A 21,939-nucleotide genomic window follows, 5' to 3' on the forward strand; every position below is an offset into this window, starting at 1 on the left:
TCGCGTTCATTATTGAGGCAGTGAATTCTCCGAATGCGCGGCTTGCGAACCGCCCCCCAGCCCGCCAATCAGCTTCTGCTTGCCACGCGCCGCAAAGCGGCTGATATCCACTCCCACGCCATACAACGCCGGCACCAGCAGCAGCGTCACAAAGAAGGCGACAAACACCCCAAACGCCAGCGCCACCACAATCGGCTGCAGAAAGGCGGCCTGAATGCTTCGTTCCAGCATCATCGGCAGTAGGCCCACAATGGTGGTTACTGTGGTCAGCAGAATAGGGCGGAAGCGCGCAACGCCGGCTTCGACAACGGCCTTGAGCGGTGCCATGCCTTTTTCCCGCAGGCGGTTGCAGTGGTCCATCAATACCAGGTTGTCATTGACCACCACACCGGCTGCGGCGGCGATACCGAAGTAGCTGAAAATCGCCATGGTCATGCCCATCACACCGTGGCCGAGTATCGCGCCGACGAAGGCAAACGGAATGGCGATCAGGATCAGGATCGGCTGGAAGTAGCTGCGGAACGCCACCGCCAGCAGGCTGTACATGGCGAAGAAGGCCATGGTGTACAACCCGAGTACTTCGGCAATAAAGCGCTTCTCGCCTTCTGCCTGACCCACGGCGCCGCGCACGATACCCGGGTAGCGCTGTTCCCACTCCGGGAAAAAGTTTTCTTCCAGGTCTTTCATGATGTCTCCGCGCACATCGTCTTTCAGATCTGCCATTACCCGTGCTGCGCGGTTGCCGTTCCAGCGCTGAATGCGCTTGATACCGGGAGCATATTCCAGGTCGGCAATGGCGAGTAGCGGAACCTCGCGGCCATCACTGGTGCGCACGCGAAAATCCTTCAGGCTGTCGATGGAGCGGCGCGATTCCAGCGGGTAGCGCACCATGACTTTTACATCCTGGCCGCCCCGGGGCAGGCGTTGTACTTCTTCTCCAAAATACGCCTGCCGGACCTGGCGGTTTACTTCCGCCAGGGTCAGGCCAAGTTTGGTGGCGCCGGGTTTCAGGTCGATGCGGATTTCTTCCGACGCGCCCTCCAGATTGTTGCGTACATCGTAGAGGCTTTCGTATGTGCGCAGCTGAGACTCCAGGTCGGATGTGGCTTCGCGCAAGATGTCCAGATCCGGGTGGCGGATGGAAAGCTCGAAGCCGGGACCATTGTTATTGGACGTGTACTGAACCGATACCTCCTTCGCGTCCGGCACGTCGCCGAGCAATTCCCGCAGGCGCAGCGCAGCATCTTTCGCCGACATTTCGCGGGTTTCCGGCGGTGCCAGTTGCACGATGGCTATTACGCTGTCGCGGCGGGAGCGGGTGTACCAGTTCTCGATCAGAGCGCCTTCGCCATTTGTTCGCTGGTTCACTTCTTTTTCAAGGTGCTTTTCTGCATCCTGAAGCTGCGCCAAAACTTCCAGTGCCCGGCTGTAAGGCGCGCCCTCTGGCATGACCACGTTGACAATAATCTGATCGGATTCAATATCCGGCATAAAGCTCTTTTTCACCCAGCCACTGCCAAAGGCGCCGAAACCGATCATCATCACGGCGACAAAAATACTGACGGTGAGGTAGCGTCGCTCGACCGCCCACTGGCCGGCACGGCGATAATGATTTTGTGCAAAGTACACGATACCGTTGGCGATACGTTGCTGAATACGCCCAAAGCGCCCGGGGTTTGTCTGCGGCTTCAGGTTGTTCAGATGCGCCGGCAGAATAAACAGGGATTCAATCAGGGAGAACAGCAGAGCCAGAATCACTACCCAGGTGATATGCCGGGTAAACTCACTGGTGGATCCGCTGATAAAAATCCACGGCAGGAAGGCGAGGATGGTGGTCAGTACGGCAAAGATAACCGGCTTGGCCACCAGTTGTGTGCCCAGTACCGCCGCGCTCAGGCTGCCACCAGACTTCTGGTGTTCGGGATTGTGAGACTCGCTGTGAATGCTTTCGCCCACCACAATCGCGTCGTCCACCACAATGCCGAGTACCAGCAGGAAGGCGAAGGTCGACAGCATATTCAGGGATACACCCACGGTGGGCAGTAGCACAAAGGCACCCGCGTAGGCGGTACCAATGCCTACCGATACCCAGAAGGCGACTTTGGGGCGCAGGCTGAAAATGAGTACCAGCAGTACCAGCAGCAATCCCATAAAGGCAGAGCTGCTGATGGTCTCCATACGTCCCTTGAAGTCCTCTGCATTGTCGGTCCACAGAGTGAGTTCCGCACCGGCGGGCAGGGTCTCGCGGCGCTCGGCAATCCATTTGCGAATCGAGTCCGAGGCGGTGACGATATCCATGGTCTCGGTGCTCATGACCTGCAGTAACACGGCCGGCTCACCATTGAGGGTGGCGAGGATTTCGTTGTCTTCAAAGCCGTCGACCACTTTCGCCACATCGCCCACGCGGATGGTGCCGCCGTCGGCGGTCTGGCGCACGATGATATTGGCAAACTCCTGCTCACTGTCCGCCTGGTTGCGCACTTTCAGCTGGTAGTTGCCTACTTCGGTACGCACGGTACCTGCGGACTGGTTGATCGAGTTTGCGCGAATGGCATCCGCCAGTTCCTGAAAGGTCATCCCGTAGCGGCGCAGCGCCTGTTCACTTACCTCGATGGATACTTCTTCCATACGTGTACCGAATAGTTCCACCACAGAGATCGCGGGCAGGGTGGCGACTTCGCGGCGCAGCTGTTCGGCGAGGCGCTTCAGCTCGCGCTCACCCAGATCGCCGTGCACCGCCACGCGAATAAACTCGTTGCGGTTAACCCACTGGTGTACCTGCGGTGGCTCGATATCGCGAGGGAAAGACGAAATTCCATCGACACGGATTTTTACATCGTTCATGAAACGGGAAAAATCCACGGTGGTTTCCGCGAGAATATACACCTCACCGAACCCCTCGGAAGAGGTGGAGCGCACCCAGTCAATATTGTCCAGGTCACTGACCGCTTCTTCGATCCGCGCGACGATCTGTTCTTCCACTTCCTGCGGCGCCGCACCCGGCCAGGCAACGCGAATTTCCAGACCCGGGAAGCGCACCTGCGGGTCCATTTCCCGTTCCATACTCAGGAAGCCGATCACGCCGGCCACAAGAATGCCGATCATGGCGAGGTTGGCGGCAACCCGATTGCGGGCCCACCAGGCAATCAAACTGTTCATGGGGCTTGTCCTTAGCGGCGGGCCAGATGGGTGATGGGTTGTACGTGCATACCATGCACGGGGTTGGCGATGGTGGAGGTCACCACGCGCTCGCCATCGGTAACTCCGCTGGCGAGTACAACCCGGTTGTCGGCAGTAGAAAGTACTTCAACGGTGCGAATATCCAGACGGTCCTCGTCGTCTACGACGTACACCTTGTCGGCACTGCGCAGCGCTTCGCGGGGCACAACGATCGCGTTCCGCTGGGCAGCGGATTCCGCTCTGGCAGTGACGAACAGTCCCACCGCCAGAGGTACACCGTCACTGGCACCTTTGCCATAGGGATCCTGCACTTCTGCCACGGCATAAATCAGGCGGGTTTGCGGGTCGATACTGGCCTGGGTGCGCACGATGCGCCCCTGCCACTGCTGTTCATGATTTCCCACCAGGGCCGATAGGGTTACTGCGGGGCCCGGTGACTGCTTGCTGGCGACAAATCCGAGTGGCAGGTCGAGCTCCAGCAGCTGGCTGTCGGTGAGTGGCAGGCGCACTTCGACGCGGTCCGTAGCAAAGATACGCCCCAGAGAGGTGCCGGCGGTCACGTATTGACCGACGCCCACTTCACGGCTAACCACGCGGCCGCGGTAGGGCAGGCGAATCTGCGTGCGTGCTAGGTTCAGTTCCGCATCGGCCAGTTCGGCCTTGGCCGCACGCAGGTTGGCTTCCGCCTCCAGCACCTGCGGTTTGTTGACCTGAAGCGGGGTCGGCTCTTTGTTGGGGTTCAGGCCGAGCCACTGCTGGCGTTTGATATCCGCGGCGGCGTTCGCCTGTAACAGCAGTACTTCGGCCTGGGCAACCCGGGCTTTGGCCCGGGCGACATCCAGTTGGAAGTCTGCATCGTCGAGCTGAATCAGGGTTTCACCGGCCTCAAAACCGGCGCCCTCGGCAAAGCGGTTGGAAATCGCGGTGATACGCCCGGAAATCTGTGGGGTGAGATGAATCGCGGTGTGAGCGCGCACCTCCCCCTGGGTGGTGACTTGCAGTTGCACCGGCTGGGCGCGGGCCTGCGACGTAACCAGCGATACCAGGCGCTGTTCTTCCTCTTTTTTCTCCGGTTGCGGTTTTGCCGCAGACATCCATTGCACGACGCCAAATGCCGCCGCCAATACGAGTACCGGTGCCATCACTTTCAATGGTTTCTTGTTCATTGTTTTTTTCGCAGTTTTGTTGCGGAGTTTTGAAATGGGTTGCCAGATGGACGGGGTGGCAGCGCGGGATGGATGCAGGGGGTGGAAAAAAATTCCTCGAAACAGGGAACTTCCATAGATAGTTATTGACGGACACCTGATAATCATTATCATTGCGAATCGATTTTTCGGCATGCCTAGCATGCGGTACAGGGTGGTCCAAAACGGGTGGCCTTAGGCAGACCGGTTTGCGACATAAAGGATGATTAGAAAAGGGGTACAACAGGATGCAGGGCATCAAGAGCCAGGGCTTTACATGGAATTTGCTTGCCGCCGCCGTGGTGGCAAGTCAGGTGGCAACGGTCGCGCAGGCACAGGAAACGCCTGCGGCGGAATCTGCGTCCGACGCCAGTATGGAAAGTGTGGTGGTTACCGCCACAGGTTTTGAGCAGAAAATAACCGATGCGCCGGCGAGTATCTCGGTAATCAGTGCCGATGACCTGAAAACACGCCAGTTCACCAATCTGCTGGATGCGGTGAAATATCAGGAAGGTGTGGATATTGGCAGTACCCGCGACAAGACCGGTCAGGGCTCCATCAGCATGCGTGGCCTCACCGGTGAATACACCCTGGTGCTGATCGATGGCATTCGCCAGAACAATCATGGCGATATTTACCCGAACAACTTCGGCGGCAACCAGTTCAATCATATTCCACCTCAGGACACCATCGAGCGTATCGAAGTGATCCGCGGCCCGGCTTCCACGCTATATGGTGCGGATGCGCTGGGTGGTGTCATCAATGTCATTACCAAACGGCACACGGACGAGTGGGGCGGAGGCATGACCTACGGTCGCAGCCTGCAGACCAATGACGACTTCGGTGATGACATCACCACCGACTTCAACGTTATTGGCCCGATTGTTCCCGGTGTGCTCACACTGGGCCTGCACGGCAGCGTGTACGAGCAGATGGCCTCGAATCCGGAATTCCAGCCCGCGGTTGACCCCAATGGCGAAGTACACGTGCGTTCCATGGGATTCGGCAGCGGTGGCCGCACCGTGGACAGCATCAGCGAGCAGTACGGTGTCAGCCTGTCCTGGACCGCCAGCGACAACCAGTTTGTGCGTTTTAATTTCGACACCTCCGAGCAGTCCTACGACAATACGCCGACTTTCGATATCAATACCGGAGGAATCAGCTATCCACTGGGTACCAAAGACAATATCGAGTCTGTATGGCGGGACAGTCGCGGCCAGGTTCAGCCGCGTACCGGCTATGCGGCCGACCAAGTATTTACCCGCGACTGGTGGTCGCTGATCCACGAAGGCGATTGGGGCTTTGCCACCAGCAGTGTTTCTCTGAGCTTCGTTGATACCAACAACGAAGGGCGCACCCTGCCGTTCACCGTGGCCGAGCGACTCGAGCTTCAGGAAATGTACGACGGCACTGGTGAATACGCCGGTATGGATGAAGAAGCGCGCAAGGCACTGGCGGAAGCCACCTTCCTGCCGCGCCCGCAGCGCACGCTGGCCAGTAGCCAGTACACTCTGGATGCACGCATGGACATCCCGCTCAGTAATATGCTGGGTGAACACATGCTGGTAATCGGCGGCCAGGTGATTGACGGAGAGCTGGAAGACGACGTTTTCGGTATGGAAGACAATGCCGCCGGTGGTATCCAGGAACAGAATATGTACTCGCTGTTTGTCGAGGACAACTGGACGCCAGTGGGCGATATGACCATCACCGCCGGTGTGCGTTACGACAATCACGACACCTTCGGCAGCCAGGTATCACCGCGCCTTTACAGTGTGTATTCGCTGACCGACAGCTGGACTGTGAAAGGCGGCGTGAGCACGGGATACAAAACCCCGCAAACCACTGACCTTTATGATGGTATTACCGGTTTTGGCGGCCAGGGCACCTCGCCATTCGCGGGTAACCCGGATCTCAAACCGGAAACCAGTGTCAACAGTGAGATTGCGGTGTACTGGACGGCGCCCTCCGGTGCGCACAACTTTAATGCAACCCTGTTTCAGACCGACTTTGAGGACAAGATTGCCAGCGGCGACACCATCTTCAGCTGTGAACGTACCGGTGGTATCCGTCCCTGTGTGAATCTGGGGGAGTATGATTCTCTGGGCTACGATTCTTACAGCCAGAAAATCAATGTGGACGAAGTGGAAATTCATGGCCTGGAACTGGCGGGTGAGGCGTCTCTGGCGGCGGACTGGTCGCTGCGCGGCAACTACACCTGGACCGACAGCGAACAGCTGAGTGGCCCGGAAGAAGGGCAGCCCCTCACCAACACTGCGGAACACATGGCAAATGTGACCCTGGATTGGCAGGCCACCGGCGACCTGAATGTCTACCTGCAGGCGGAATTGCGTTCCGATCGCTATCGCGGTTGGGACAATGTGCTCGATAAACCCCTGTACTTCGAAAACTACGAGGTGCTGAACCTGGGTGCGCAGCTGCAGATCAACGAAAGCGTTTCTGTAAACGGCCGCATCAACAACCTGCTGGATGAGGACTTCACGTCTTACCAGACCTCCTACACCGATCTCGACGGTGATGGTGTCTACACCTATGCAACCGGGCGCGGTGTCGTCAGTGAAGTGGTATTTACCGACGATTACAACGTGAAAGATAAAGCCCGCAGCTTCTGGGTGGGCGTGAACGTGTCCTTCTGATCGGGCCGGGTGAAGCACCATTTGGTGTATTACTCGACCAATTGCGATACCTGTCCCAGTGGCAGCGGAAATCGGCAAAAAAGGCCGGCGGTTATAGATAACCGCCGGCCTTTTTTTTGGTAAATCGATAGGTTTACTCCCGGTATTTTTAACGTAATTTACATCGGATTAACCCTTCTTTACGGATAACTCGGCCATCATGTGGATCTCTTTTCCAAGAACCTGTTATTCACCGTGTGCCAACTTTTCTACCGTCCACAGACACCGTTAACACTGCTATTCGCAATGGCAGTTGCAGCCCCACTCTATGCCGCTCCGGTGCCAACCGAGGCTGAGCCCTCTGGTGCTCAGGCGCTGACGAGTAATGAAGCGGTGGAGCAGATATCTGCTGTAACAGCCGATTGGTGGCAGCAGTTCGACGATCCGCTGATGGTCGACCTGATCGACCGTGCCATTGCCACCAATCCCGATCTACACAGCGCCCAGGCTGTGGTCCGGGCCTCTCAGTCCCAGGCGGTAATCACCGGCGCCACCCTGAAACCCGAACTGGATGGGAGTTCTTCCGCCTCTCAGAATGACGGTCGGAGCAGCTACGGTGCAGGTGTGGATGCCGGGTGGGATCTGGATATATTCGGCGGCAATCGCGACAACCTCCGCGCCTCCGAAGCTGATCTGGCAGCGACCACCGCCAGTCTGCAGGATATGCAGATTTCCCTGGCCGTCGAGGTGGCCACCAATTACATCACTCTACGGCAGGCTCAGGCGCAGGCAGATATTCTCGTCCGCAATCTCGCTGCGCAGCGGGAAACTGCAGAGTTGATAGAAGCCCGCTTCAGAGTCGGGCTCGACAGCGAATTGGAATTCACTCAGGCCAGGTTAAGCGTCGGGCAATTGCTGGCGCAGTTACCGGAACAGGAAAAAGTGGTCAGCCAATCCATGCATAGCCTCGCGCTACTCGTTGGTGAGGAGCCGGAGGCATTGATCGCGCAATTGCGCACAGTTACCGGCGTACCCTATATGGCGCACCTACACGGGAATCCGTCAATTAACGCCGAGCTGGTGCGTCGCCGCCCGGATCTGCGCGCGGCGGAGCACGCGGTGGCCGCGGCCGCCTTCCGCCGGGATGCCGCAGAGGCAGATCGTTATCCTAGCTTCCGACTCGGTGGCGCGTTGAACTTTAGCAGCCTGGATGCCGCGGATCTGTTTGATTCCGCAAATCTGGCCCGTTCGCTGCTCGGCTCCATTAGCGTACCTCTGTTTAATGGCGGTCGTCTGAAAGAGCAGGTAAACCTTCGCGACGCGCAGCATGAGCAGGCGGTAAATCAATATCGGAAAACACTACTTACGGCGCTCGGTGAAGTGGCGGACGCCCAGGTAGATATGGCCAGCAGCGAACAGCGAATTCCCCAAATGACAGAGAACCTGGTGATGGCCCGGGATACGCTGGATTTGGCCTTTACTCGTTACCAGGCTGGTGCGGTGGACTTTCAGACGGTGCTCGACAGCCAGCGTCAGGTGTTAAGCGCGGAGGAAGCGCTGCTGCATGCCCGGGTAGCCACTTCCCTGGCCGCAATCAATCTGTACCGCGCGCTTGCCGGCAGCTGGTAATTCGAGAATAAAAGCATGGAGAATCAATCGATGAGTGATCGCCACCAGACGGTTCAGGAAATGCTGGCGCAGTCTGGCAATAAACACGGTTTCTTTACTGGGCTGAAATCGAGATGGAAAAGCGCGAATGTTACCCGTCGCAATAAAATCGGACTGGGTGTCATCGGTGCTGCCCTAGTGGCCTACTGGGGATGGAGCAGTTTCTTTAGCGCGGGCGGCACGCCACAGTTCAGCACCGCAACCATCGCTCGTGGTAATCTCGAGGTCTCGGTAACCGCGACCGGCAACCTGCAGCCGGTCAATCAGGTGGACATCGGTACCGAAGTATCCGGCACCGTGGAAACGGTTTCCGTGGATTACAACGATCAGGTAAAGAAAGGTCAGGAGCTGGCCCGCCTGATTACTGTGCAGTGGCAGGATCAGGTACGCAAAAGTTCCGCGGCACTGGCGTCTTCCAAGGCAAGCCTGCAGCAGGCCGAGGCCTCGCAGATTGAAGCCGCACAAAACCTAAAGCGTTTACTGGATTTGCGAGAGGCCACTGACGGTCGTTTGCCATCGCGCTCTGAACTGGAGGCTGCAGAGGCAGCGGACAGGCGTGCCCGGGCCGACGTTGCCGTAGCCGAAGCCAACGTTGAATCGGCGTCTGCGGATCTGGCGTCGGCAGAAACCAATCTTGCCAAGGCGATCATCGTTTCACCGGTGGATGGCGTGGTGCTCTCGCGCGTGGTGGAGCCCGGCCAGACCGTGGCCGCGTCACTTTCTGCTCCGGTGTTGTTCACCCTTGCCGAAGACCTGTCGAAAATGGAGCTGGAGGTCAGCGTGGACGAGGCGGATATTGGCGAGATGTCCAAGGGGTTGAGCGCGACCTTTTCCGTTGATGCCTGGCCTGGCCGGGAGTATCCCGCCACGGTCACCCGTGTGAGTCTTGGCTCCAGCATTGTCGATAACGTGGTGTCCTATTCCACGCTGCTGTCCGTGGAAAACCCGGATCAGACCCTGCGCCCGGGGATGACCGCAACAGCCACGATTACCACGGAATCTCGTCAGGATGTTCTGCTTGTACCTAACGCAGCGCTGCGTTTCACCCCGCCAGTGGAGTTAATGCCGGATATGCCTCCTCGCGGAGAACGCAGTGGTGCAGGTCCCGGTGAGCGTCGCGGAGAAAATGGTGAGCGTCCGCGCCGTGAAGGTATGGAGGCGCGCAATGGGGGAGGAGGTGAGCGGCATCGCAGTGGGAATAATCAACCCGGCGGCTTGTTCTCCCAGCTGATTTCCGGTCCTCCTCGCGGATTTCGCGGCTCACGTGACCGTAATCAGAAGCGCACTTCTTCGGATATTTCCAACCGCGGGCCACAACGTGTGTGGGTGATGGAAAGCGGCGAATTGAAACCTGTGCGTGTGCGTACCGGCATCAGCGATGGACGTTATACAGAAATCATCGGCGGCCGTCTGGAAGAGGGTGCTGAGGTCATTACCGGAATGACAGGAGCGCGCGGATGAGTGCACTGCTGGAATTTTCCAGAGTTACTAAAAGTTATGGTCAGGGCAGTGCCGCATTTCAGGCACTGCGCGGTGTCGATCTCAAAGTGGAAGAGGGCGATTTCGTTGCGGTAATGGGGCCCAGTGGTTCCGGTAAATCCACCGTGATGAATATTATCGGCTGCCTGGATGTTCCCACCACTGGTGGTTATCGCTTTCGCGATGTACAGGTGGAATCGCTGTCCCGCAATGAGCGCGCTCTGTTGCGTCGGCATTTTCTCGGCTTTGTTTTTCAGGGGTTCAACCTGTTGGCCCGCACCTCCGCCCAAGAAAATGTCGAATTGCCGTTGCTGTATCGCGGGGAACCGGCCGAAGTACGCGCCGCTGCCGCCAAGCGTGCGCTGGCTCAGGTTGGGCTTGCGGGGTGGGAGCATCACACCCCGGGGGAGTTGTCCGGTGGTCAACAACAGCGTGTGGCCATTGCCCGGGCCATCGTTACCAATCCCTCTCTCTTGCTTGCGGACGAACCAACCGGCAACCTGGATACATCCCGTAGCCACGAAATTATGGAGCTGCTGGTGTCTCTGAACCGCGACAGTGGTATCACCGTATTAATGGTAACCCACGAAGAAGAAATGGCAGCTTATGCGCAGCGTATGGTGCATTTTGTCGATGGCCGTGTTGCCCGGGACGAAACGCAAGAATCACGTGTGCGAGATACGGGGGAGTACGCCAATGTTATGGAGTAGTCTGCTGCTGGCGGTGCGCGAAGTGCGCCGCAACATCCTGCGCTCTTTCCTTACCGTACTCGGTATCGTGATCGGTGTTTCAGCCGTCATCACCATGGTGACTCTCGGCAATGGCGCTACTGAATCCGTGCGCGAACAGGTAGAAAAACTCGGCAGTAATTTGCTGATGGTTCGCCAGAGTCGATTCCGCCGCGGCCCTCCCGGTAGTGCAGGTTCTTCTGGTCCGCCACCGTTCAAGCTGGACGATGTTGATGCCATTCGCTCCTACATTCCCAATGTGGCCGCGGTGGCGCCGGAGCTGGAAGTGAGTACCACTGTAGTGGCCTATTCCAACAACTGGTCCACGGAAGTCGTTGGCAGCAATACGGAATACTTCACCGCCGCCAACTGGGAATTGGAGGCCGGGCGCTTTTTCAGTGAGGAAGAGGCGCAGATGGGGTCTACCGTGTGTGTAATCGGGTCTACCATTCGCGATGAATTATTCGGTGAGTCTGCTACACCTGTGGGCGATATTCTGCGGGTGAAGAATTTTTCCTGTGACATTATCGGCGTGCTGAAATCGAAAGGGCAAGCGCCCATGGGGGATCAGGACGATAAGGTAATCATGCCCCTCGGTGCCGTACAGCGGCGCCTGGCGGGCAGTCGGCGCAATATCGACACCATTCTTGTATCCGTTGTCAGTGCGGAACAGATTGATCAGGTGAGGGCGGAAGTTACCCAGTTGATGCGCGAACGCCGCCGGCTGTCAGAAAATGAAGAGGACGATTTCAATGTCCTGGATACCCGCCAGATTGCCGACGCGCTCTCCGGTACTACTCAGGTGCTCACGGGGCTGCTGGCTGCGGTTGCCTCTGTGAGCCTGCTGGTGGGGGGGATCGGGATCATGAATATCATGCTGGTGTCAGTGACCGAGCGCACCCGGGAAATCGGCATTCGCCTTGCCATTGGTGCGCTGGAGCGCGAAGTGCTTCTCCAGTTTTTGATTGAAGCGGTAGTGCTGGCTGCGTTGGGTGGATTGATGGGGATTATTCTTGCCACCCTCGCATCGGTCGGACTATCACTTTTGATGGGGCTTCCCTACCGGTTTGACGTGGCGATCAACCTGATTTCTTTTATTTTCTCTGCCGCAATCGGTGTGTTGTTCGGCTATATGCCCGCCCGTCGGGCGGCACGGCTGGATCCGATTGATGCTTTGAGACACGAGTGAGGAAATTGGTCATATAGGTCGGGTTGAAAACCGTCGGAGAAATGGAAACGGTCATAGAGAGCAGGTAGTCTTGGCAGCCGGTACCCGAGTGCCAATCGAATAAATATTTTTAATCGGCGGGATAAATCGCCGCTATTAACCTGCTGCCAAAGCTGATTTCCAATCTGGTGATTTCTCAATGCCAAGCTCACCCTTGTCCGCTCATTTCTTCTCAACTTTCCGGGGCTTAACTGCTGGGGTTGCGATCTGCCTGACTCTCTCGGGTTGCAGTCGAGATGTGGAGACGCCCGCTGACGGCGAGCGGGCACCGGCCGCTCAACCGGTAGTGACCGAGGTAGTGGAATGGCAGCCACGCAAAGTGCGCATTGAAGCGGTTGGAACCTCCAGAGCGCTGAAAAGTGTCACCGTACACCCGGAAGTCAGCGGTGAGGTTGTGGAGGTGACCTTTGCGGCTGGAGACAGGGTACAGGCGGGGCAGACCATTGTGCGCCTGGACGATCGCGACCAGCGTCTCGCGGTACAAATTGCCCGCGTGGAACTGGAAGATGCCAAGCGTCTGTACAGCCGCTATCAACGCACCCGTGGCTCGGGCACCGTGACCGAGAGTGTTATAGACGATGCAAAAAGTGCGGTGGAGCGCGCCCGTCTCAATCTCGACCGGGCAAAGGTGGCCCTGGACTATCGCAGTATCGAGGCTCCGTTTGACGGTTACCTGGGTATCAGCAATATCGACCCGGGATCTCGGGTGGACACAGCAACGGCCATTACCACCATCGACGACCGCAGCAAATTGCTGGTGACCTTTCAGGTGCCGGAGCTGTTTCTTGGGCAGATCGAACAGGGGCAGGAAATTGTGGTTGCCACCTGGTCCAGCGGCAGTGCGCCTCACACCGGCCAACTGGTGGAGATCGATAGCCGGGTCAATCCCGAGACCCGGACCTTTGCCGCCCGTGCCCTGGTGGAGAACGAGCGCGACCTGTTGCGCCCGGGGATGAGCTTCCGTGTTTCCCTGGATCTGGAAGCCGGACGCTATCCGCAGATACCGGAAGTGGCACTGCAATGGGGCAATGATGGTGCCTTCGTGTGGGGTGTGGACGGCGGAAAAGTCACGCGGATTCCCGCCACGATCGTGCAGCGGGTGCCCGGTGCCATTCTGGTGGAGTCGGACCTGCCCGAAGGCATTCAGGTAGTGACCGAAGGTACCCAGCGCATGCGCGAAGGGCTGCGCGTGACCAATATCGCGGGGCTTTAATACCATGGGCGAACAGAATACGACCCCGCAGGAATTAAACCGTCCGGCGAGCAACGTGAAAAACGATCTCGCTTCTCTGGCCATCCGACGCCCGGTACTGGTGCTGGTGCTGAACCTGCTGATTGCCATTGCTGGTATCGCCGCCTTCAGTGCCGTGGAAGTGCGCGAGTTACCGGATGTGGATGTGCCCATCGTTTCTGTGCGCGGCACCTTGCCCGGCGCCTCGCCGGAAACCCTGGATTCCGAAGTCACCAGCATAGTGGAAGGCGCGGTGGCGCGGGTGTCCGGGATTCGGCAGATCGAATCTTCCAGTGAGGAAAACAGTTTCCGCATTCATATTGAATTCAACTCCAATGTGGATCTGGATACGGCCGCCGCCGATGTGCGCGAAGCGGTCAGTCAGGCGGAGCGCAATCTGCCCAGCGATGTTGAACAGCTGACCGTCGTCAAGGCCGCCGATCAGCCGGAGCCGGTGGTGCAACTGGCGGTCACCAGCGATACCCTGCGCGATGAAGCGCTGACCTACATCATCGAAAAAGACATCGTTCCGGAGCTGATATCCATCAACGGTGTGGCCGATGTGCCCATCTCCGGGCAGCGCCAGCGGGTATTGCGGGTAGTGCTGGACCCGTTGCGGCTGACAAGTTTTGGCCTCTCCGTCAGTGAGGTGGCGGCGGTGTTGCGCAATGCGCCGCTGGATGTGCCCTCCGGCAGTTTCAATTCCGTGGACCAGCAGTTACTGGTGCGCACCGATGCGTCTACAGTGACCGAGGAGCAGGTGCGTGAAACCACGGTCCGCGGGGATATCCGTATCGGTGATGTGGCCCACGTGTCCTTCGGCCCGGAGGATGTGCAGTCCCTGGTGTATCTGAATGATCGCCCGGTGATCGGGCTGGGGGTAGTGCGCCAGGCCCAGAGTAATACCATCGAAATCAGTGATGCGGTGCACCGCAAAGTCGCGTCCCTGAATAAGCGCTTCGACAACCTTTCCATCACCGTTACCGAAGACCGCGCTGTGTTTATCAAGGGCTCGGTGAAGGAAGTGGTCACCAGCCTGTTTTACACTGTGCTGATCGTGATTGCCGCCATCTGGTTGTTTTTCGGCAATATCCGCACCACCCTGGTGCCCAGTACCGCCATTCCCATCGCGCTGATCGGCACGCTGGCGGGTATCTGGATGATGGGTTTTTCCATCAATATCCTGACACTGCTGGCCATTGTGCTGGCCACCGGTCTGGTGGTAGATGACGCGATCGTGGTGCTGGAAAATATTCAGCGTCTGCGTGGAATGGGTATGGGCACGCGCGCAGCGGCGGTGCTTGGCACGCGCCAGGTCATTTTTGCGGTGCTGGCCACCACTGCGGTTCTGGTGAGCGTATTTATTCCCATCGCTTTATTGCCCAGTACCGCCGGGCGCATGTTCCGGGAATTCGGCATGGTACTGGCGACCGCCGTTGCACTGTCATCCATTGTCGCGCTGACGCTAGTGCCGATGCTCACCGCGCGGGTCACCCGTAACGAGCAGTCCCAGGGCGGCAATCCAATCTACCTGCGGATTGCGGCACTGGGAGAGCGCCTCGCCGGTATTTATCAGCGCAGTCTGCAGGCCTGCCTGCGCCGCGGATGGATCAGTTTTGCGGTGGCCATGTTGCTCGCGGTGGGCGCCGGTGGCCTGTACACGGTGATCGGCAAAGAGCTGTTGCCGCCGGAGGACCGCGGCATTCTCTACGTGAATGCCACCGGCCCCGACGGGGTGGGGCAGAACTATATTGCCCGTCAGGCGGAACATATTGAGGATGTGGTGCGGCCGCTGGTGGAGCGCGGTGATATCACCGACATCATGACCAAGATCGGCCAGTGGGATCCCAACCGTGCGCAGATTACTTTGCCACTGGCGGACTGGGATGATCGCACGGTTTCCCAACAGGATATCAAGCGGGAAATTCAGGGGCCGCTGGAGGCAATCCCCGGTGCCCGTATCCGCGTGGGCAGCCCCAACAGTCTGTCGATTCGCGGCGGGGGTGGCGGTATCGAAGTCGCGCTGCTGGGGAACGATTACGGACGCATCTATCAGGCCTCCAGGGAACTGGCCCGGGCCATGGAAGATCGGCTGCCGCACTTTGGTCGCCCGGAAATCAGCTACCGTCCCACGCAGCCGCAGCTCTCTATCGAAATTGATCGCCGCCGCGCGGCGGATCTCGGCGTACCTCTGGACAGCATTGCGACCACCCTGCGCACGGTGGTGGATGGACTGGACGTGGTGGATCTGAACGTGGGCGACCAGGCGGTGCCCATCATGCTGGAAACCTCCAATACCACGGTGTCGTCACCGGAGGATCTGGTGAACCTCTATGTGAAAAGTGAGCGGGGTGACCTGCTGCCGCTTTCGAGCATGGTGAAATTGCGGGAAGAAAGTGTCGCTGCCGAACTGGATCGCCAGGGTCAGCGCCGCGCCATTGAAATTGATGCGGGGCTGGAGCCGGGTTATCCCCTGGCCAGCGCGGTGGCGGATATTCAAAACCTGGCGGACGAGATTCTGCCGGAGGATATCGGCCTCGCGTTTCTCGGTGAAGCGGATTCCCTGGAAGAGAGTTCCCGGGAGGTGGCAATGACCTATGCCATCGCGGCGCTGGTGGTCTTTCTGGTGTTGTGCGCGCAGTTCGAAGGCGTGAGCAGTGCGGTGATTGTCATGGTCACCGTTCCTTTCGGGTTGGCCGCGGCTATTTACGCGCTGTTTTTTACCGGTACCACCATCAACATCTTTTCTCAGATCGGCCTCGTCATGCTGATCGGACTGATGGCCAAGAACGGGATTCTCCTGGTGGAGTTTGCGGATCAGTTGCGGGACAAAGGTCATAGTGTCTATGACGCTGTCACCGAAGCGGCCCGCGTGCGCCTGCGCCCTATCGCCATGACCATGCTGTCCACAGTGCTGGGTGGTTTGCCGCTGATTTTAAGCAGCGGCCCCGGTGCGGAAGCGCGCTCCGCCATTGGCTGGGTGATGTTTGGGGGGCTGGGGCTGGCGGCGCTGTTTACGCTCTACCTGACACCGGTGGTGTACCTTGGTCTCGGCCGTTTTCACAAGCCGCGCTCGGTGGAAAGCAGTTTGCTGGATACGGAATTGCAGCAGGCGGGTGAGGGAAGAGGTATCTAGATCGGCCTGAACCAGAGGGTTACGGAGCAAGCCGTAACCCTCTGCGACGTTTAACCGTCGAGGCGCTTGCGATGCGCTGCCAGCACTTCACCGGCACCCATCTCGAACTCGCTCAATGCTTCCATAATCCGCACCAGGCAGTTATCCCGCAGGGTTTCCAGCTCGCGGATGCTGTGATCGCCGGCCTGTTCCTGCGTGCCTTCCACCATGCGGTCGATCAGCTGGTCGTTGAGTTCCGGCGCTTCCAGTTTGGTCCACGGCAACTTCAGGGCCGGGCCGAATTGTTCCAGCATGTGGCGCATACCGGTTTCGCCACCCGCCAGATGGTAGGTCAGGTTGGTGCCCATAAATGCCCAGCGCAGACCCGGGCCGTAGGTGATGGCCTGATCCAGCTCACCGGTGGTGGCAACACCATCGTTTACCAGGTGCAGTATTTCTCGCCATACCGCTTCCAGCAGGCGGTCGGAAAGGTGTCCGTCGATTTCGTTGCGCACATGCAGCGGGTGCATGCCGATACCGCGGAAAAATTCCTGCGCGCGCGCAATGGTTTCCGCAGAAGTCTGTTCACCACCCACCACTTCCACCAGCGGCAGCAGGTAGACCGGGTTAAACGGGTGGCTCACCACGAAGCGCTCCGGTGCCACCATATTCTGTTGCAGTACACTGGGTTTAAAACCAGAAGTGGACGAACCGATCAGGGCATCCTGCGGTGCTGCGCGGCTGATTTCCGCCAGCAGATCCACCTTCATCGCCTCGCGCTCAGGGGCATTTTCCTGAATAAAGTAAGCCCCTTCGCAGGCCTCTTTCAGTGAGGTGGCAAAGCGCAGGCGCTCGCGGCTGGCACCGGTGACCAGCCCGACTTTCTCCAGAGCCGGCCAGGCGGTGTCGACGCTCTCGCGCAGTTTGCGCTCTGCCTCTGCGCCCGGGTCCCAGGCTACCACGTCGTGACCCTGCGCCAGCAGGCGCGCGACCCATCCTGCACCGATAACACCGGTGCCGATAACTGTTGCGTGTGACATCTCGTCCCCTTAGTTCTGTTTTATCAATAGTGTTTTTTCAGATTCAGTCGCTCGCGGGTTTCCGCCGGTGTGGCGACGCTGCTGCCCAGGAGTTCGATGATGTTGCGGATTTTTTCCACCAGCTGTGCGTTGGTGGCCAGTTCGCCGCGCTTCAGGTAAAGGTTGTCTTCCAGGCCCACGCGGATATTACCGCCCATCAACATGACCTGGGTGGCCATGGGGAACTGGTGGCGGCCGATGCCGAAGCCCGCCCACTGGGCGCCCTCTGGCAGATTGTCCACCATGGCTTTCAGGGTGCTGATGTCGGGCGGCGCGCCCCAGGGAATACCCATACACAGCTGGAACAGCGGCGGCGCGTCCAGCAACCCTTCCGCGAGCATCTGGTTGGCAAACCACAGGTTGCCGGTGTCGAAAATTTCCAGTTCCGGTTTTGCCCCCAGCTCCTGTACGCGCCTGGCGCCGAGGCGCAGCATTTCCGGGGAGGAGATATACACGAGGTTCTGGTCGCCGAAGTTGAGGGAGCCGCAATCCAGGGTGCAGATCTCCGGGCGCAGCTCCTCGATATGGGCGAGGCGCTCCATCCCGCCCACCAGATCCGTGCCGTCGGCGAAATCCATGGGATTGTCGTCCGGGCCCAGCAGCAGGTCGCCACCCATGCCCGCGGTGAGGTTGATTACCACATCGGTATCGGACTCGCGGATACGCTCTACCACTTCTTTATAGAGGGCTACGGAGCGGCTGGGGGCGCCGGTTTCCGGGTCGCGCACATGAATATGTGCCACTGCTGCACCGGCTTTGGCGGCGGCGATGGCGTCGTCGGCAATCTGTTTCGGGGTGACCGGTACATGCGGGCTCTTTTCGGTCGTGGCGCCGGCACCGGTAAGGGCACAGGTGATGATCACCTTGTTGTTGATCTGCATTCGCTTTCGCTCCTGATCGAGAGGGGAGTTCGGCGGTAATGCTATTGGGCAGGGGGAAAAACGCTCGCACAAACCCGCAGTCGAGTTTTGATATTGCGACAAGCGGCAAAAGATTCCGGCAGTGTGCAGGGAACGCCGGGCATTGCTCTTGATGTTTGGTTCACAGTCGTTATTCGCGGTCCTTGCTCGGGCTGATACCAAAATCCTTGCGGTAAGCGGAGCTGAAATAGGCGGCGGACTGGAAGCCGCAGGAAATGGCGATATCCAGTACCGTCATATCGGTCTGGCGCAGCAGCTGACGGGCCTTGTCCAGGCGCAGCTTGCGGTAATAGCGTTTGGGCGGGGTGCCTACGTCGTTTTTAAACAGTCGCTCCAGCTCGCGCACAGAGGTTTCACAGCGCTGGGCAATTTCGTGAATGGAAAGTGGCATGGTCAGGTTTTTTTCCATCAACTGCACGGCGCGGATCAGACGTTTATTGGTGGTGGAGAGGCGTCCGCGCAGACTCATGCGCTGGGCGTCTTCCGCACTTTGAATGTGGGTATAGGTAAACTGCTCGGCCACCGCCGTAGCCAGTTCCTGGCCGTGGGCGGCCCCGATAATATTCAGCATCATATCCAGGCTGCTGAGTCCACCCGCTGCGGACACCCGATTTTCCTCGATCATAAAGCGCTCGGGCACCACCTGAATGGTGGGGTAGTTTTCCTGAAAGCCACTGCTTGCTTCCCAGTGCACCACGGTACGCTGCCCCTGCAGTAACCCCGCGCGGGCCAGAATATGCGCTCCGGTATCCACGCAACCGAGACTCGCGCCGTTGGCGGCCAGTCGGCGCAGCTCCGAATACAGAGTGTCGGAACAGCCGTCCAGCGGGTTGAACCCGGAAATCACCACCACCGTCTGGTACTCGTCGGGGCAATCCGCGATGGAATATTGGGTGTCAAAGGGAATGCCATTGGATGCCTTGACCGGCGAGCCGTCCTCGGAGAGGAAGGTAAATGTGAATAACTTCTTGTCCGCGAGCCGGTTTGCCACCCGCAGGGGCTCGGAACAGCAGGCGAGGGCAAAGAAGGAAAAATCGGGAATCAGCAGGAAACCGATATGCACCACATCGCTCTGTCCAAAGCGCGGTGGTTGAAACGTATCCAGGGTATCGAACTCGGGAGAACTATCGGTCATGTCGGAATTGAACAAGATTTCATCGCATTTCCAAAAGTATATGTCAGGTCAGGCAGTAGGATAACGCCAGCTTTATTCGCAGGCCGGCAAAATCTTTCGTTTGCGTGGGCCTACTCCTGTCAATAACCCTCTGGAAGATGAATGCGACCTTATAGTCTAAGAACAAATACCCCCCTCAAACTAAACCCTATCGCACAAGTGATTGCCGCCAGCCTCAGCGCACTACTGGCTCAGGCAGCCACCGCCCAGGAAGCTACTGCTGACCGCGCGGACAATAGCGCAAATCTCGCTCTGGAAGAAGTCACCGTGACTGCCCAGAGAAAATCCCAGAACCTGCAGAGCGTCCCCATCGCTGTGTCCGCCTTTGGTGAAGAAGCCATGGAGCGCGGCAATATGCTGGATGTGGAAGATGTCTCCGCAATGACTCCGGGATTTTCTTTGTCTTCCTATAACCCGGTTACCCCGCAGCCGTACATCCGCGGTGTGGGCACCAACTCCAGCTCCGTCGGTGACGATGCCTCCGTGGGCGTGTTTATCGATGAAGTATACGCAGGTCGCGCTGGTGGCTACCGCGCGGATATGTTCGATATCGAGCGCGTGGAAGTGCTGCGCGGGCCGCAAGGTTCGCTTTATGGCCGCAATGTGGCCGGTGGTGCGATCAATGTCATCACCAAAAATCCGACCGATAGCTTCGAGGCCAAGGCCAAGGTGACCGGTGGCAATTACGATCTGAAAGAATTCCGCGGCATGGTGAACGGCCAGCTTTCAGACAATGTGAATGGCCGTGTGGCGGTTTCCCGTCGCACCCGCGACGGTTGGATCGAGAATGTCGCCACAGGCAATGAACTGGCCAATCAGGACAACCTGTCTGCCCGCGGTAAACTTGCCATTACTTTGGGTGATCGCACCGATCTGTTGCTGAGTGCCGACTATGCCACCGATGATCTGATCGGCTCCGGTGCCCGCAGCATTGTCGGTTACGAGGATGTATTCGGTGTGGAGCATCCCACCGAAAACCGTCCGGACAAAGTGGATCTGTTTGTGGATGGCTTCGCCGAGCGCGATATGCACGGTGTCTCCGCAAAGCTGACCCACTCCCTGGAGACCGTTGACCTGGTGTCCATTACCGCCTATCGCGCACAGGAATACGCGTTCAACGACGACCTGATGGGTACTTATCTGGCGCCGGCGGATGCGGCCATGACCAATGACGTTGAGGAAGACTCGAGCCAGTTCAGTCAGGAGCTGCGCATCCAGTCTGCCGGTACCGAAGCGCTGGAGTGGACCGCTGGCCTCTACCTGTTTAAAGAGGAAGTGAACCGCGTTGAGAGTTTTGACTCTTCACTGGTTTACACCCTGATGGGCTACGAGGGACTGAGCTCCCGACCGGTGTGGGATGCCAGCAACGATACCACCAGCTATGCCGCCTTTGGTGAGGCGACCTATCACTTCTCTCCGGCACTGAGTGCCACCTTCGGTGGTCGCTATACCTACGACAATAAAGCGTTCAGTAGTGTGGCCACGGGTAGTGGTGATCTGTTCGGTTTCCTGGCGGAAGACTACGAAGTTACCGCTGAGAAGGACTGGAAAAAGTTCACGCCCAAAGCGACCCTGACCTATACCACGGAAAACGCCAATATCGTCTACGCGACGATTTCCGAAGGCTACAAGGCCGGTGGGTTTAATGGCATTGCTGCCACTGAGCAGGGTGCCACTGTCGCGTTTGATCCGGAAAACGCCACCAATTATGAGCTGGGCTTCAAAACCAGCCTGATGGGCCAGCGTGTTCGTCTGAACGGTGCGGTGTTCTACCTGGAGTACAGCGATTTGCAGAGTTTCACCGTAGACCTGGAGTCCGGTCAGGTGGAAACCGCCACGGGTGATGCGGAAATCAAAGGGGTCGAGCTTGAGGTCTCCGCATTTGTAACCGACGGATTGTTGCTGGCTCTGAATTACGGCTATACCGACTCCGAATATGTGCGCTTCGCGTCCCGCCCGGAAATTGTCGGCAATCATCTCGCGCGTACCCCGGAGCATAGTGCATCCACCAGCCTGAACTACGAGTGGCCACTGGCCAACGGCTCTGCGCTGAACTTCAATACCAACGCCATGTACCAAAGCCAGGTGTACTACAGTGTGGGTAACGTGGATGCGGCGTCCGACGATGCCCGCACCCTGGTCAATGCCAACGTCACCTGGGACAACTACGCGGGCCTCAAGGTTGCACTCTGGGGCAAAAACCTAACGGACGAAGAGTACATCGCGCACTCCTTCGACCAGTCCGGCATGGGCTTCGCGATTATGGGTGAACCCACCACCTGGGGTGTTAGCGTAACCAGAGAGTTCTTCTGATTGC

The 21,939-nt window shown here is 58.4% G+C and carries 13 protein-coding genes; 8 read left to right on the forward strand and 5 right to left on the reverse strand.

Features of this window, described 5'->3' with window-relative positions; genetic code table 11:
- Window positions 1-9: 9 nt before the first annotated feature.
- Both LRR79_RS09630 and LRR79_RS09635 read right to left on the reverse strand, forming a co-directional pair.
- A complete protein-coding gene (locus tag LRR79_RS09630; RefSeq protein WP_231757005.1) occupies window positions 10-3,159 on the reverse strand; it encodes an efflux RND transporter permease subunit in 3,150 nt (1,049 codons plus the stop codon).
- Window positions 3,160-3,170: 11 nt separating this feature from the next.
- Window positions 3,171-4,346: an efflux RND transporter periplasmic adaptor subunit gene (locus tag LRR79_RS09635; RefSeq protein ID WP_231757006.1), complete on the reverse strand. Its 1,176-nt coding sequence runs from the start codon at window positions 4,344-4,346 to the stop codon at window positions 3,171-3,173.
- A 266-nt stretch (window positions 4,347-4,612) separates the two neighbouring features.
- Between LRR79_RS09635 and LRR79_RS09640 the strand changes: the two genes are divergently transcribed.
- The 7 genes from LRR79_RS09640 (at window position 4,613) to LRR79_RS09670 (ending at window position 16,470) form a co-directional block, all read left to right on the forward strand.
- Window positions 4,613-7,021 (forward strand): TonB-dependent receptor domain-containing protein, encoded by a 2,409-nt coding sequence (locus LRR79_RS09640; protein ID WP_231757007.1) that lies wholly within the window; start codon window positions 4,613-4,615, stop codon window positions 7,019-7,021.
- Between the two features lie 285 nt (window positions 7,022-7,306).
- On the forward strand, window positions 7,307-8,629 hold the full coding sequence (locus LRR79_RS09645) for an efflux transporter outer membrane subunit (protein ID WP_231757008.1): 1,323 nt from the start codon (window positions 7,307-7,309) through the stop codon (window positions 8,627-8,629).
- A gap of 15 nt (window positions 8,630-8,644) precedes the next feature.
- On the forward strand, window positions 8,645-10,129 hold the full coding sequence (locus LRR79_RS09650; protein ID WP_231757009.1) for an efflux RND transporter periplasmic adaptor subunit: 1,485 nt from the start codon (window positions 8,645-8,647) through the stop codon (window positions 10,127-10,129).
- Window positions 10,126-10,857 carry an ABC transporter ATP-binding protein gene (locus tag LRR79_RS09655; RefSeq protein ID WP_231757010.1) on the forward strand — a complete coding sequence of 244 codons (732 nt, stop codon included), beginning with the start codon at window positions 10,126-10,128 and terminating at the stop codon, window positions 10,855-10,857. The genes LRR79_RS09650 and LRR79_RS09655 overlap by 4 nt, the downstream gene beginning before the upstream one ends.
- Window positions 10,844-12,064, forward strand: a complete 1,221-nt coding sequence (locus LRR79_RS09660) for an ABC transporter permease (protein WP_231757011.1) — start codon at window positions 10,844-10,846, stop codon at window positions 12,062-12,064. The genes LRR79_RS09655 and LRR79_RS09660 overlap by 14 nt, the downstream gene beginning before the upstream one ends.
- Window positions 12,065-12,341: 277 nt before the next feature.
- The gene (locus LRR79_RS09665) at window positions 12,342-13,316 is read left to right on the forward strand and encodes an efflux RND transporter periplasmic adaptor subunit (RefSeq protein ID WP_231757012.1); all 975 of its coding nucleotides are present in this window, start codon (window positions 12,342-12,344) and stop codon (window positions 13,314-13,316) included.
- A 4-nt stretch (window positions 13,317-13,320) separates the two neighbouring features.
- Entirely contained in the window at window positions 13,321-16,470 is a 3,150-nt protein-coding gene (locus LRR79_RS09670; RefSeq protein ID WP_231757013.1) for an efflux RND transporter permease subunit, read from the forward strand.
- 50 nt (window positions 16,471-16,520) lie between these two features.
- On the opposite strand, the gene LRR79_RS09675 is transcribed toward LRR79_RS09670, so the two are convergent.
- The 3 genes from LRR79_RS09675 to LRR79_RS09685 all read right to left on the reverse strand — a co-directional run bounded on the left by LRR79_RS09675 (window position 16,521) and on the right by LRR79_RS09685 (window position 19,583).
- Window positions 16,521-17,489 (reverse strand): L-carnitine dehydrogenase, encoded by a 969-nt coding sequence (locus tag LRR79_RS09675; protein ID WP_231757014.1) that lies wholly within the window; start codon window positions 17,487-17,489, stop codon window positions 16,521-16,523.
- A gap of 23 nt (window positions 17,490-17,512) precedes the next feature.
- Window positions 17,513-18,409, reverse strand: coding sequence for a BKACE family enzyme (locus LRR79_RS09680; protein WP_231757015.1), 897 nt, complete (start codon window positions 18,407-18,409; stop codon window positions 17,513-17,515).
- A 169-nt stretch (window positions 18,410-18,578) separates the two neighbouring features.
- Window positions 18,579-19,583 carry a GlxA family transcriptional regulator gene (locus tag LRR79_RS09685; protein WP_231757016.1) on the reverse strand — a complete coding sequence of 335 codons (1,005 nt, stop codon included), beginning with the start codon at window positions 19,581-19,583 and terminating at the stop codon, window positions 18,579-18,581.
- A gap of 141 nt (window positions 19,584-19,724) precedes the next feature.
- On the opposite strand from LRR79_RS09685, the gene LRR79_RS09690 reads away from it, so the two are divergent.
- Complete coding sequence (locus LRR79_RS09690) at window positions 19,725-21,935, forward strand: TonB-dependent receptor (protein ID WP_231757017.1); 2,211 nt, start codon at window positions 19,725-19,727, stop codon at window positions 21,933-21,935.
- The last annotated feature ends 4 nt before the right edge of the window (window positions 21,936-21,939 follow it).

Source organism: Microbulbifer elongatus (assembly GCF_021165935.1).
Taxonomy (GTDB): domain Bacteria; phylum Pseudomonadota; class Gammaproteobacteria; order Pseudomonadales; family Cellvibrionaceae; genus Microbulbifer; species Microbulbifer elongatus.

Excerpts from the sequence above, each read along its gene's own strand:
- LRR79_RS09630 (WP_231757005.1), bottom strand. The coding sequence starts at position 3,159 with ATGAACAGTTTGATTGCCTGGTGGGCCCGCAATCGGGTTGCCGCCAAC.
- LRR79_RS09635 (WP_231757006.1), bottom strand. The coding sequence starts at position 4,346 with ATGAACAAGAAACCATTGAAAGTGATGGCACCGGTACTCGTATTGGCG.
- LRR79_RS09640 (WP_231757007.1), top strand. The coding sequence starts at position 4,613 with ATGCAGGGCATCAAGAGCCAGGGCTTTACATGGAATTTGCTTGCCGCC.
- LRR79_RS09645 (WP_231757008.1), top strand. The coding sequence starts at position 7,307 with ATGGCAGTTGCAGCCCCACTCTATGCCGCTCCGGTGCCAACCGAGGCT.
- LRR79_RS09650 (WP_231757009.1), top strand. The coding sequence starts at position 8,645 with ATGGAGAATCAATCGATGAGTGATCGCCACCAGACGGTTCAGGAAATG.
- LRR79_RS09655 (WP_231757010.1), top strand. The coding sequence starts at position 10,126 with ATGAGTGCACTGCTGGAATTTTCCAGAGTTACTAAAAGTTATGGTCAG.
- LRR79_RS09660 (WP_231757011.1), top strand. The coding sequence starts at position 10,844 with ATGTTATGGAGTAGTCTGCTGCTGGCGGTGCGCGAAGTGCGCCGCAAC.
- LRR79_RS09670 (WP_231757013.1), top strand. The coding sequence starts at position 13,321 with ATGGGCGAACAGAATACGACCCCGCAGGAATTAAACCGTCCGGCGAGC.
- LRR79_RS09675 (WP_231757014.1), bottom strand. The coding sequence starts at position 17,489 with ATGTCACACGCAACAGTTATCGGCACCGGTGTTATCGGTGCAGGATGG.
- LRR79_RS09680 (WP_231757015.1), bottom strand. The coding sequence starts at position 18,409 with ATGCAGATCAACAACAAGGTGATCATCACCTGTGCCCTTACCGGTGCC.
- LRR79_RS09685 (WP_231757016.1), bottom strand. The coding sequence starts at position 19,583 with ATGACCGATAGTTCTCCCGAGTTCGATACCCTGGATACGTTTCAACCA.
- LRR79_RS09690 (WP_231757017.1), top strand. The coding sequence starts at position 19,725 with ATGCGACCTTATAGTCTAAGAACAAATACCCCCCTCAAACTAAACCCT.